Raw genomic sequence first — 12,864 nt, forward strand, 5'->3', positions numbered from 1 at the left:
ATGAAAGGAAGGACCATAATGGCAGAACCATTCACAATCCCGCGCTCTGTGGAATGGAACGACACTCATATTACAATTTTGAATCAACAAAAGCTACCATTAGTGACGGAATATTTGGAATTAAAAGATATTGAAGATGTACGGGACGCAATCGCCACGTTAAAAGTACGCGGCGCACCGGCGATCGGCATTACGGCTGCTTACGGCCTCGCTCTTTCTGCACAGCAATATGAAACAGAATCACTGGAAAAATTTAAAGAGCACGTGCGAAAGGACCGCGACTACTTAGCAAGCTCTCGTCCAACCGCAGTGAACTTGTTTTGGGCATTAGACCGGCTTGTTTCCAGCATCGCCCACGTTTCCTCTGTTAACGAAGCAAAAACGACGCTCATCCATGAAGCGATTCGCATTCAAATTGAAGATGAAGATGTATGCCGCCGCATCGGAGAGCATGCGCTTTCCTTATTTCAAAACGGCGACCGCGTTTTAACCATTTGCAATGCTGGTTCGATCGCAACCGCCCGCTATGGCACGGCGCTTGCTCCGTTTTATTTGGCGAAAGAAAAAGGGATGAATCTTCATGTTTACGCGTCGGAAACACGTCCGGTCCTGCAAGGGGCAAGATTGACGACGTGGGAATTGATGCAAGCGGGTGTAGACGTCACTCTTATTACCGACAATATGGCGGCGCAGACGATCAAGGCGAAAAACATTACCGCTGTCATTGTCGGCGCCGACCGAATTGCCGCCAACGGTGACACTGCCAACAAAATCGGCACCTTTGGACTGGCGCTGCTCGCTAAAGCGTTTGGCATTCCATTTTATGTCGCCGCGCCATTATCGACCATTGATTTAGCAACCAAAACAGGGGAAGAAATTCCGATTGAAGAACGCAATCCAGAGGAAGTGACGCATATCGCCGGAACGCGAATCGCTCCAGAAGGAGTAAACGTTTATAATCCAGCGTTCGATGTAACACCGCACGACCTTATCACGGCCATTATTACCGAAAAAGGGATCGTCCGCGGCAATTATGAAACTGAACTGCCAGCACTGTTTGCAAAGGAGGCTCACCATGAAGCAATTTAGACTTAACTATTTAGTCGCATTTCTTTTTTCCATTATCGTCATCCTTAGCGGCTGCATGAATGAACAAGACGCCGTCAGTTCGAAACCGGCCAAACAAGAAAACAGCACGGCCGAAGAAGCAAGCGAAACAACAGCTGCAACAACCGAACAAGCAGATATCCCTGAAGAATTAAAAAAACCAATAAAAATTGCCGCCATTATGCAAATGTCGATCGGCACGTTTTCTTCTCAGTATATCGCTGGCGTAAAAGAACAAGTGCAAAAATTTGGCGGCGAAGTGCAAATTTACAATGCGGATAACGACTTAACGAAAATGGCTTCCTATGTCGAAACAGCCATTACGCAAAACGTCGATGCGATTCTATTAGATCACGGACGCGCTGATGCGTTGGAAGGTCCGGTGAAAAAAGCAGTCGAAAAAGGCATTCCTGTTGTCGCATTCGATAACGATTTAAACATCCCAGGCGTAACAGTGATTGACCAAGATGACTACAGCCTTGCATGGAAAACGTTAAAAACATTGGCCGAAGACTTAAACGGCGAAGGAAACATCGTCACCATTTGGGTTGGCGGATTTACACCGATGGAACGTCGTCATGTGATTTACGATGCGTTTAAAAAACGCTATCCGAACATCAAAGAAGTGGCGAAATTTGGTACGGCCAGCGCCAATACCGCTTTAGACACACAAACGCAAATGGAAGCGATTTTGAAAAAATATCCGAATAAAGGCGATATTGACGCAGTGTTTGCGACTTGGGATGAATTTGCCAAAGGCGCAACGCGTGCGATCGAGCAAGCAGGACGCAATGAAATTAAAGTATATGGCATCGATTTAAGCGATGAAGATTTGCAAATGATGCAAAAGCCAAACAGCCCTTGGGTCGCTACAACAGCAACGGATCCAGCCGAAGTCGGTCGCGTTCAAGTTCGCTTTGCGTATCAAAAAATTGCTGGCGAGAAAACGCCAAACATTTATTCACTAGAACCGCATTTAGTCAAACGATCCGATTTGCCTAACCAACAAGTTTCGATGAATGAGCTTCATGAATACATTTCCGGCTGGGGGCAATCAAATGTTGCCATTTCCCCTTGGATGAAAACATTGGAAGCACAGGTGAAAAACAAATGAACGGTCTTTATATGAACAATATTTATAAATCGTTTGGCACGGTAAACGTATTAAACGGCGTGAATCTCCATGTACAAAAAGGAGAAGTTCACGCCCTTTTAGGGATGAACGGAGCTGGGAAAAGCACATTGATGAAAATTCTCGCCGGCGCCCTTTTTCCAGACAAAGGCACGATAACAATAGATGGAGAAGAGCGCCGATTTTCTTCTCCTGCTGATGCGAAAAAAGCAGGCATTGGATTAGTTGTTCAAGAGGTCGATACCGCCCTGTTTCCATCGCTGACCGTCTATGAAAATATTGCTGCTAGCGACATCGTTGATACAAAACAAAAGCCTCTTCTTTCATGGAAACAGCAAAAACATCGGGCCGCAAAGCTTTTGCGCCAAGTTGGTCTGTCGATTTCGCCGAACAAGCTTATTCGCGAATGCACCTTGCATGAAAAACAGCTCATCGTTTTAGCAAAAGTGCTCTCCTCATCGGCCCGATACATTATTTTAGATGAGCCGACCGCCGCGCTCAGTGAAACAGAGACGAAGCGGCTGTTTACAATTATCAACGATTTAAAAGCACAGGGAGTTTCATTCATTTATATTTCTCACAAATTGAAAGAGGTAAAAGAGATTTGCGACCGCGTCACCATCTTGCGTGACGGAAACGTCGTCCACCATGGCGATGTTTCCACCCTTTCACTAGAAGAAATGATTCAACATATGGTTGGACGCGTTTATACAACCGTGCAAAAAGAAGCACGCACATACAGTGATGACATTCTTTTCAAAGTGGAACAGCTGCGCATCGCGAAAACAGGCACAACCGTCGATTTGGAAATTCATAAAGGGGAAATCGTCGGCATTGCCGGACTTGCTGGAGCCGGGAAAACCGAACTCGCCGAAAGTCTAATCGCCCATACAAAAGCGACGGGAGAATGGTGGATCAATGGAAAGCGTTATACGTTCTCCTCGCCAAAAGAAGCGATTGCGGCTGGAATCTGCCTTATTCCGGAAGAGCGGAGAAAACAAGGGCTTTTCTTAGATGAAACAGTCCGTACGAATCTTACGGTTCGGCTATTATCATCATTAACAAAGTGGCAATGGGTGTTGCAAAAGAAAGAAACACAAGTTGCTCAACATTTAGTGGATGTATTACGAATTCATCCGCCTTTTCCGCAAGCGGTTGTCAAACAGCTAAGCGGCGGCAATCAACAAAAAGTCGTCATTGGCAAATGGTTAAAGACAAACGCTGATGTATTCATTTTTGATGAACCGACAAAAGGTATTGATGTCAACGCGAAACAAGAGGTATTTTCGATCATCCGCTCCCTCGCCGATGAAGGAAAAGCGATTTTATATTTAACGAGTGAATTTCAAGAACTGCTCGATATCGCTGATACGATTTATATCATGGTAGGCGGACAGCTTGTTAAACGTGTTTCCGCGCGTGATATCACCTATGAACAATTGATTTATTACTGCAGCGGAGGTGATTTGGATGGCACAGCCGGCCGTTTCGATCGCCAAGAAAAAGCAAGCGCCATCTCTTCTTGAATTTTTATATAAGCATGGCACACTGCTTGCCATTCTCGTCGTCATTGCTTATTTTGGCATTACTCTTGATCGGTTTTTTACGTATGAAAATTTCAGCGATATTTTACGGTCTATTTCCATCGTCACACTCGTCGCTATTGGCATCACCTTTTCTCTGATTGTGGATGGATTTGATTTATCTGTTGGTTCGACCGTCAGCCTAGCGACGATCGCAAGCGCCGCGGCACTCGTATTATACCGCCAGGAAATTCTAGTGACGTTGCTTGTTCCGCTTTTACTGGGAGTCGCCGTCGGCTTATTAAACTCGTTATTAATTGTGAAATTAAAATTGCCGGATTTACTGGCTACATTGGCGACGATGTATGCGATTAACGGCGTGCAGCTGACGTACACGAAAGGATTTTCCATTTACAACGACATGCCGCTTCCAGACGGAGGAACGGCGCCGGGCAAATTCATTCCTTCCTTTTTATTTATCGGTCAAGGGGAAGTATTCGGCATTCCGTTTTCTGTTTTATTAATGCTAGTGGTCGTCATTGTTGCTCATCTATTTTTAACATATACCAAACCAGGAAGATTGTTTTATATGACGGGAGAAAATCGGGAAGCAGCACGACTTTCGGGAATCCCTGTCAATCGCTACCGCACTTACGCTTACGTGATCAGCGGATTTTTTGCCGCGCTCGGCGGGATTGTCCTCGCTTCCCGCATCGGAACAGGACAAGTATCAGCAGGAGCCTCCTTTTTAATGGATGGAGTAGCTGCCGCTTATATCGGCTTTTCCGTGTTTGGCGCGGGAAAACCGAACGTCATCGGCACGCTGTTTGGCTCGATTTTAATGGGGGTTCTGCTCAATGGACTAACGATGATGAACGTTCCGTATTACGCTCAGGATATCATTAAAGGGGCTATTTTAGTCGGGGCGCTTGCGTTATCGCACATGCAAAAAAAATAGGAGCGTTTCCCCTTCTTAATCATAAACAAAGCTATCATTGCCGACAGTTGACGAGCGAAAAAAAGATGGCAATGATTAAAAGCCGGCCCAATTGCAAAAAACAAAGTGTACTACATCTAATTTGTTACATCACGCAGGCCGTAAAAAAACTAGAAGCAAGTGCTGCTTCTAGTTTTTTTATATCGTCCGATACCGTCTTTCCAACTGTAATAATCGTTCTTTTACATTTGTCCGGTTGCCAGCATATCCCGTAAGCGAACCATTTTTTCCAACCACTCGATGGCACGGAACGAAAATAGCCAGCTCATTTGCTCGATTTGCCTGTCCAACCGCCCGCACCGCTTTCGGGCGGCCGATTTTTTCAGCAATATCACTGTAGCTGACCGTCGTTCCGTACGGAATTTCACAAAGCGCCTGCCATACTTGTTCCTGAAATTCCGTCCCTTTCCATTTTAAAGGCAAGTGAAATGCTTTCCGTTTGCCATGAAAATATTCGTCAAGCTGTTGTACAGCGTTTTCTAATAAAGGAGAATTGCTTTTTATCATTTCATATTGTTGACGGAGCTGCTGCCAATCTTCCTCAAAAAGTTCAACACTTACAATCGCCTCGCCGTTGGATATAACGTAAATACAGCCAAGCAGATCTGACTTATATATGCTGTATTCCAGTTTCATGTTCATCCTCTTTCTCCACTCGTTCAATCGGAAGTGTGATATGAAACGTCGTACCAACGTCAACTTCACTTTCCACATCAATTTTTCCTTGATGTTCTTCAATAATTTTATAACTAACCATCAATCCAAGTCCAGTACCGCGTTCTTTCGTCGTATAAAACGGTTGGCCAAGCTTTTTGATTTTATCTTGCGGAATACCGCAACCTTGATCTGTAATGGAAATGCGGATATGACTATCATCAAGCCGATTAATTCGAACAGTAACCTCTCCGCCTTTTGGCATCACTTCAATCGCATTTTTTAATATATTAATAAACACTTGCTTCAATTGGTTCGGTTCGCAATAAATGAATGGGACATGCGGCGCGAAATCAGTGACAATTTGCACGTTATGCATCATCGCTTGGGCGCTAATTAAATCGATCGTATCTTGCATGATTTTGCATACATCATTTTGTTGATATTGAATCGCCTGCGGTTTAGCAAGGACAAGAAATTCGGTAATGATCGATTCGATTCGCTTCAGTTCAGACATAATAACATTAAAGTACATGGAATAGTCCTCTTTAATACTTCCTTGTAATAATTGGATAAATCCTTTTAGCGCCGTCATCGGGTTGCGGATCTCATGAGCAATGCCCGCGGCAAGTTCCCCTACAACATTAAGGGTATCAGATTTTCTTAGCTGCAACTCCATTTCTTTTCTTTCAGTAATGTCACGCAGCATAATCATTCCTACACCTGGGATGATTTCCTTCTTTAGTGAAAGCTCTACAATTTTTTGTTTCCCGCCATTTGAAAAATCCATCTCTGCATACGCTTCTCCCAAACGATCACATTGTTGAGCCAATTTATAGAAATGTTTCCGTTCTTTTTCCGGGATAAACGCTGTAATCGGCCGATGAAGCAATTGTTCTTTCGTTGCTTGAAAAATTTCACAAGCGATCGGATTCACATCTAAAATGTGATAACCTTCTCCCCATAATAATATTCCGTTCATAGAATGGTCAAAAATGCTGCGGAATTTTTGTTCACTCTCGCGCAGTTCCCTTTCCATTTTTCTCCGTTCTGTAACGTTGCGGAAAATAGTCAAATGATAGCCATCAATCGCTCCTTGCTTCATCGTAAACTCAAGTTGTTTATCTTGTCCATTTGGCATATGGAATGTTAATTCGTCGCGGATTTCTCCCGTTTTCCGAAATTTTCCAAATACACGCTGTACTTTTTCATCATCGTGGTCAAGAAAATCAAGCAAATTTTTCCGAACAAGTAAATTCAGCGGCAGCTCAAACGTCCGGCTTGCGGCATGATTTGCATTCAAAATATGCCCCTGGTCATCCCAAATCAAAATCGCCTCATGAGCTTGTTCAAAAATGGCACGAAATCTTTCTTCACTTTTTTGCAATTTTATTTCCATATTCTTCCTCTCAGTGACATCTCGCATAATCGCCATGTAAAAACCGCTATATACGTTTGATGTCGTTGTAAGTTCAAACATTTTTACCGTACCGTCAAAACGGACGAGCGACAATTCTCCTTTTGCCGTTCCTTTTTCTTTTAATTCAGCAAGAAGACGCACAAAATCATCGACACATTCTTTAGAGATAAACTGCTGAAACGATAAATTTAGCAGCTTCTCTTTTTCTAAGTTTAAACTCATGCAAAAAGCAGGATTCACATCAATAAAACGGCCAAATTCATCGAAAATCACAATGCAATCTACCGCGCGGTTAAACACATCTTTAAATAGAAACTCATGAATAATCCGCTCTCTCTCAAGTGCTTTGTGAGCGGAAATATCACGCATAATTACTAAATCAAATTCGTTAAACGCGTCTTTTTTCATTGAAAACTCAATATGTTTCACTTTTCCGTTCCTTAGCTTTATGAGCAGCTCATCGCTAAATGAGCCAAATTTATGTAACATTGATTGCTGAAACATTAAAATATCCGGAGGGACTAAGTCAAGAAACATCGTCATCTTTTTTCCAATCAATTCATATTTCTCCATTTCGAATAGTTGACATGCCGCTTCATTCACATCCACAAATTCGCCATTTTTATTAAAAATGACAATCGCATCCAAAGATCGCTCAAAAATAATTGAATAGCCATTTAACCGTTCTTTTAACCGTCTATTTTCTTCTTCTAATGACTTTACATCCACTACCAAGCTTTGTTCTTCACGGGGAGAAAGGCTATTATTCATGTTTATCCCTCCTTCCAAACCATATCAAATTATTATATATTCTCTGCCGAAAAATTTACTCCTTCTGTTTATTCAAAAAATTCCATGAAAATAAATTTTTTCAATGTTCGACAAGTTTTTCTTCTTTTTCTTTTGTCTAAAATATGTTATATTGAAATGTTGTTTTACAATGCTCTCGTAAAGGGGTTTATTTCGATGAATATTATTTGTACGACATTAAACTCGAAATATATTCATACGAATTTAGCGATTCGCTACTTAAAGGCATACGCCCAGCCAGAGTTTGATATAAAGCTTGTCGAATATACGATTAAAGATCCGGCGATGAACATCGTGACCGACCTTTATCGAAGAAAACCAGATATTATCGGATTTAGCTGCTATATTTGGAATATCGAAGAAACCATTAAAGTCGTAAAAATGTTAAAAAAGATCGCTCCTGATATCACCATTGTCGTCGGCGGTCCAGAAGTGTCCTATGACGTGCGCGAATGGATGGAAACCGTGCCGGAGTTTGATTTTATTGTCATCGGTGAAGGGGAAGAAACGTTTAAACAATTTTTGATGGAGATGCATGGAGATCGCAACTTCCACAACGTCCACGGGCTCGCGTTTCGCCATCATGGGGACATCTTTATTAATCCGCAGCGAAATAAAATTCGCTTAGCCGATATGCCATCACCATTTCGTTTTCCAGAAGATATTCCACATTTACCGAAACGCATTACGTATATCGAAACGAGCCGCGGCTGCCCGTTCAGCTGCCAGTTTTGCTTATCATCGATCGAAGTCGGAGTCCGCTATTTCGACCGGGAAAAAATTAAAGAAGATATCCGCTATTTAATGAAGCATGGAGCGCGCACGATTAAATTCGTCGACCGTACGTTTAACATCAGCCGAAGCTATGCGATGGATATGTTTCAATTTCTTATTGATGAACACGTTCCGGGAACCGTATTTCAATTTGAAATTACAGCAGACATTATGCGTCCGGAAGTCATCGAGTTTTTAAACAAAGAAGCACCACCAGGACTGTTCCGCTTTGAAATCGGTGTGCAATCAACAAATGATGAAGTAAACCGGCTTGTCATGCGCAAACAAAATTTTGAAAAATTAACCCGCACTGTGATGATGGTGAAAGAAGGCGGAAAAATTGCTCAACATCTCGATTTAATTGCCGGACTTCCGGAAGAGGACTATACATCATTCCGAAAAACGTTTAACGACGTTTTCGCACTCCGTCCGGAAGAATTGCAGCTAGGCTTTTTAAAAATGCTTCGCGGCACCGGCCTTCGCCTGCGCGCAAAAGACTACGGCTACGTATTTATGGATCACGCACCATATGAAGTATTGCAAAATAATGTGCTTTCTTTTGATGACATCATCCGCATTAAACAAGTAGAAGATGTGTTAGAAAAATATTGGAATGCGCATCGGATGGATGAAACGATCGAATATTTAGTAACAAACGTATTCCCATCGCCATTTGATTTCTTCCAAGAATTTGGCACATACTGGGACGAACGCGGCTGGGCGAAAATCGGGCATCAGCTTGAAGACTTATTCCGCCGTCTACATGAATTTTTGCAGACAAAAAAACTGGATGAACTTCCAATCATTGAAGCGTTAATGAAATATGACTATTTACGCAATCAAAAACATAAGCCGCGCAAACCATGGTGGGAAGAAAAAACGGACAAATCGCTGCGTTCCTCGCTTTATCGCCAGCTGCTCGAACATCCGGAACAATTAGGGAACGAATTCGTCTCACTGGAATTGAATGAAAAAAAATTATTTAAACATACGGTCATGGAAATAATCGAATTTGACATCGGCCATTATCTGAAAACAAAGGAAATACGTCTGACCCCAACGGTGATGATTGCTTATTTTGATCCCGTCCAATTGCAAACGAAAATTTTTTCCGCCCCGCTATCTTCCTTTTCAAATGCCGCAATAAAAAAGTAGGGTTTATCCCTACTTTTTCTCTTTCGCTTTTTTCTGTTGTTTTCTCTCTTCCATTAGCTGAAGCGGCTGATGGGCGTTAAAATCGCCAAATTCAAACGCCATTTCCTCGCGTGCTTCGTTATGTTGGCGTTCTCGTTTTTCTTCTCTCATCTTCATTGTCCATCTCCTTGGCGCGCTTTTTTCGAATTGCGGTTCGCTCCGCGGCTCATGTCTTCTTCTCCCGCATACTGCGCTGCAAATTCTGTATCCGGTAAGCTTTCTGTCGGCGTTTTGTTATTGTTTTTCGCTGCATTAAACTTCACTTTTCGCTTCATTACTTACTCCCCCTCTCATGTTTATAAGCGATTAAGATGATTTCTTCTCCTGTTTCTTCACGCAACCGTTTTTCCAGCTCTTGCACTTTTTTTAACGTCTGCTCTTTCAGGTCAGCAACTGGAAATGAACTGTTTTTCAACGGGCATCACCCTTTGCCATTTTTCTTATTTTCCCTTAAACACTGTACGGTTTATTCATAACCATATATATTTTTGCTCACACTATAATCGAGGTGATATCCACATGGATCAAGTTAAAAAAGTCGAATCGCCAATTCTTGATGAGACAATGCCTCATCAAATCCATGCTCCATCATTTAAGGGAACTGGCATAAAAACACAGCCTCCATTTGTCAATAAATATGGTGTCGTAATCGGCGACAGCAAATATAACTCGCCAAATCTGCCTTTATTTATGTTACACGTTTATGTTTATCATTTCCGTTTTTTCATGAAGCATACAGTGCAAAATATCTTGCCTACAATGAGGTAAGATACATATTCTTCCATTTTCTATAATAATAATCATTTACTCCACACAACTTTCTCATCACAAATTTATACCAAACCTACCCTTAAAAACCTTTAATTCCCATTATACAACTATTCTAATTCCATATACTAAACATGCAACACATTTTAAACATGAGGAGGCTGAAAACAATGGCAAGATCAAGCAATAAATTGCTTGTTCCTGGAATTGAACAAGCGTTAGATCAAATAAAATATGAAATTGCCCAAGAATTTGGCGTACAATTAGGAGCAAATACGGTTTCTCGCGCAAATGGCTCTGTCGGCGGCGAAATTACAAAACGGTTAGTCGCACAAGCACAAAGCCAACTTTCCGGATCTGCTTTCCAAAAAACCGAATAAAATGGCGATTAAAGCCGAGTGAATGGACTCGGCTTTATTAATCGTTTTTCTCATTTTTATGTATATTTTCCTTTTCATGTTTACCACGTTCGAATGATTTTTCGAAGTTCTTGTCATAGTCTCGTTTCCAATGATGCTCGTCCTGTTTATTGTTTTTTTGATGATGTTTCCAATGATGATCATATGAGGATGAATGATTGCGGTGATGCTGGTTCTGGCTATCGCTCTTTTTTGGATAATGTTTCAGGTGGCGATCATCCGATCGGTCGCTGTTATGATATTTATTATTTTTTGCGGATGATTTATGATTTTTGCCATTTTCACCCTGTTCCTTATCGTTACTTTTTTTTTGTTCATCTTTTTCCTCGAATGGATATTTCTTTTCATTACTATTATTTTCTTCCCGTTTCTGTTTATCTTTCTTTTGCAATGAATGGTTGTTCCCTCGATTCTTCTCATCTTTTTCGTTTAATGAATGGTTGTTCCTCCGATGTTCCCCCTTTTGATTACCATTATCTTTATTTTTTTTCTGATTCTTCTCATCTTTTTTGTTTAATGAATGATTGTCCATCGGATATTCATTCTCTCCATCATTTTGTTCCAACGGTTTTTCTAGTTTTTTCGCTTTTGTCGACTCTGGTGAAACCGTCTTCATTTTTTGTTCAATTTGCAGCAGTTTTCCCGTTGTCACTCCCTTTTTTACCGCTTTATTTCGTACTTCCATCGTGCTTTCTTCTGTCTTTACGATAATGTTTTTCTGCTGATACGAATGTTGGATTTTCTTTAATTCTGTAGAAAGCTCCCGTGAAGATGCAGCACGGTGTTTTCTCTCCACCGCTGTAATCAATACTTGACCCCCTTCTTGCAAATATCCTTTTTGCATACTTAATTCAATAATTTCCATGGTAATATCAACAAACTCTTTTTTCTTCCAATGAGAAAGCTGTGAAACAATCCTTTTTCCTTCCTCGTTGTAAGCCTTTAATTTTAACACTTTTAGCTGCTCATCCACTCCAACTTCGATGCTTGGATTAATATCAATCGACATGTAAGCGTACACTTCATTAGAAGGAAAATGAAATAATGTTGTAACTAAAAGTACCACCGCCGCCACCAAGCTTGTTATGACATATCGAAATGAACGACGACGAACAATGGGCCTTTTTATCACCTGCGCTTCAATCTCTTCTCCTATTTCATAATCTCCATCTTTTTTTACTTGAATAAATTCCCCCTCAGTCGTTAATAATGTGACAAACTCTTCGTCTAATTCTAATACGATCCCTTTTTTCACGATGGAAGCACCCCTTTTATATAATCCTTTAAATAAACATAATCCCCAGCTAAAATAATCGCCACCGCAATAATATATTTTCTATTTCTCTCTATCGTTTTTCGGCTTACTTCGGCAATATTTTGCAGTTGTTTAATCGGTAATTGCTTTTTTCGAAAAAGCCATTCGAGCATTTCCTCATCTTCAACTAACAATTTAGCGACATTAATCGCATTTATTCGCGCATCTTTATGTTTTGGCGACTGTTCGATAAGGTCATGAAAATGAATCCCAAATTCCTTTAACACTTGTTGATAATGAATAATTTCTTCGCGACGATGTTCTTGCTCCACTTGCTTGTAAAATTCATCCATGGATAATTTCGTATCCAAGTATGTTTGGGCTGAATTTTCCTCATCTTCATTTGTATGTAAAATAATGTTCTTCTCTTTTGCTTCTTTACGAATGTAATCGATTAAGCGCCTTTTAATAAGCAGTTCGGCAAAAGAAATAAACGAACCTCCTTTATGAGGTGCGTATTTTTCAATGGCTTCATTAAATGCGATTAAACCGATGCTTAGTTCGTCATCCCCTTCGTGAATAAATCGTTTGCACACATTTGAAACCGTCTTGGCAATAAAAGGTTTATATTGTTGAATTAATTGATTATGCAATACTTTATTTCCTTGTTGAATTTCATGAACTGTTTGCTCAATCGTTCTCTCCTTCTTTAATGAAAATAATATGCTAAACATGGATTCCACCCCATTTGTTAAAGAGACGAACTAGCCTCCCTAAGGATATCATTCGTACATGTTAGCGTAATTTTGAT

13 protein-coding genes and 1 pseudogene are annotated in these 12,864 nt (G+C 41.0%); 7 read left to right on the forward strand and 7 right to left on the reverse strand.

Annotated features, from left to right (window positions below; genetic code table 11):
* Positions 1-18: 18 nt before the first annotated feature.
* The 4 genes from mtnA to FNL97_RS13040 are packed head-to-tail and all read left to right on the forward strand — an operon-like array spanning position 19 to position 4,720.
* Positions 19-1,089 (forward strand): S-methyl-5-thioribose-1-phosphate isomerase, encoded by a 1,071-nt coding sequence (mtnA, locus tag FNL97_RS13025; RefSeq protein ID WP_097354238.1) that lies wholly within the window; start codon positions 19-21, stop codon positions 1,087-1,089.
* Positions 1,076-2,221 carry a sugar ABC transporter substrate-binding protein gene (locus FNL97_RS13030; protein ID WP_062753678.1) on the forward strand — a complete coding sequence of 382 codons (1,146 nt, stop codon included), beginning with the start codon at positions 1,076-1,078 and terminating at the stop codon, positions 2,219-2,221. Before mtnA ends, FNL97_RS13030 begins: the two co-directional genes overlap by 14 nt.
* Positions 2,218-3,765, forward strand: coding sequence for a sugar ABC transporter ATP-binding protein (locus FNL97_RS13035; protein WP_143415914.1), 1,548 nt, complete (start codon positions 2,218-2,220; stop codon positions 3,763-3,765). Before FNL97_RS13030 ends, FNL97_RS13035 begins: the two co-directional genes overlap by 4 nt.
* Positions 3,710-4,720, forward strand: coding sequence for an ABC transporter permease (locus FNL97_RS13040; protein WP_143415915.1), 1,011 nt, complete (start codon positions 3,710-3,712; stop codon positions 4,718-4,720). The genes FNL97_RS13035 and FNL97_RS13040 overlap by 56 nt, the downstream gene beginning before the upstream one ends.
* Before the next feature lie 177 nt (positions 4,721-4,897).
* Here the strand turns inward: FNL97_RS13040 and FNL97_RS13045 are convergent, their stop codons facing one another.
* Together FNL97_RS13045 and FNL97_RS13050 are read right to left on the reverse strand one after the other, a co-directional pair.
* Entirely contained in the window at positions 4,898-5,395 is a 498-nt protein-coding gene (locus FNL97_RS13045) for a methylated-DNA--[protein]-cysteine S-methyltransferase (protein WP_062677651.1), read from the reverse strand.
* Positions 5,370-7,604 (reverse strand): PAS domain-containing sensor histidine kinase, encoded by a 2,235-nt coding sequence (locus FNL97_RS13050; protein WP_143415916.1) that lies wholly within the window; start codon positions 7,602-7,604, stop codon positions 5,370-5,372. Before FNL97_RS13050 ends, FNL97_RS13045 begins: the two co-directional genes overlap by 26 nt.
* Before the next feature lie 195 nt (positions 7,605-7,799).
* Here FNL97_RS13050 and FNL97_RS13055 point away from each other — a divergent pair, with 195 nt between their 5' ends.
* Complete coding sequence (locus FNL97_RS13055; protein ID WP_012749516.1) at positions 7,800-9,572, forward strand: B12-binding domain-containing radical SAM protein; 1,773 nt, start codon at positions 7,800-7,802, stop codon at positions 9,570-9,572.
* 9 nt (positions 9,573-9,581) lie between these two features.
* Here FNL97_RS13055 and FNL97_RS18035 read toward each other — a convergent pair whose 3' ends face one another.
* The 3 genes from FNL97_RS18035 to FNL97_RS18045 are packed head-to-tail and all read right to left on the reverse strand — an operon-like array spanning position 9,582 to position 10,026.
* A complete protein-coding gene (locus FNL97_RS18035; RefSeq protein WP_172713556.1) occupies positions 9,582-9,728 on the reverse strand; it encodes a hypothetical protein in 147 nt (48 codons plus the stop codon).
* Positions 9,725-9,886, reverse strand: a complete 162-nt coding sequence (gene ykzP, locus FNL97_RS18040; protein WP_012749514.1) for a protein YkzP — start codon at positions 9,884-9,886, stop codon at positions 9,725-9,727. Before ykzP ends, FNL97_RS18035 begins: the two co-directional genes overlap by 4 nt.
* Complete coding sequence (locus tag FNL97_RS18045; protein ID WP_167317820.1) at positions 9,886-10,026, reverse strand: hypothetical protein; 141 nt, start codon at positions 10,024-10,026, stop codon at positions 9,886-9,888. The genes ykzP and FNL97_RS18045 overlap by 1 nt, the downstream gene beginning before the upstream one ends.
* A 104-nt stretch (positions 10,027-10,130) precedes the next feature.
* Between FNL97_RS18045 and FNL97_RS13060 the strand changes: the two are divergent.
* Positions 10,131-10,298, forward strand: a pseudogene (locus FNL97_RS13060) (DUF3905 domain-containing protein); the annotation flags it as partial.
* A gap of 251 nt (positions 10,299-10,549) precedes the next feature.
* On the forward strand, positions 10,550-10,759 hold the full coding sequence (locus tag FNL97_RS13065; protein WP_012749511.1) for an alpha/beta-type small acid-soluble spore protein: 210 nt from the start codon (positions 10,550-10,552) through the stop codon (positions 10,757-10,759).
* Positions 10,760-10,796: 37 nt separating this feature from the next.
* Here FNL97_RS13065 and FNL97_RS13070 read toward each other — a convergent pair whose 3' ends face one another.
* Together FNL97_RS13070 and sigI are read right to left on the reverse strand one after the other, a co-directional pair.
* Positions 10,797-12,053, reverse strand: coding sequence for an anti-sigma factor domain-containing protein (locus tag FNL97_RS13070; protein ID WP_143415917.1), 1,257 nt, complete (start codon positions 12,051-12,053; stop codon positions 10,797-10,799).
* A complete protein-coding gene (gene sigI, locus FNL97_RS13075; RefSeq protein ID WP_233131633.1) occupies positions 12,050-12,796 on the reverse strand; it encodes an RNA polymerase sigma factor SigI in 747 nt (248 codons plus the stop codon). Before sigI ends, FNL97_RS13070 begins: the two co-directional genes overlap by 4 nt.
* Between the last annotated feature and the right edge of the window lie 68 nt (positions 12,797-12,864).

It is taken from the genome of Geobacillus sp. E263 (assembly GCF_007197795.1).
Lineage (GTDB): Bacteria > Bacillota > Bacilli > Bacillales > Anoxybacillaceae > Parageobacillus_B > Parageobacillus_B toebii.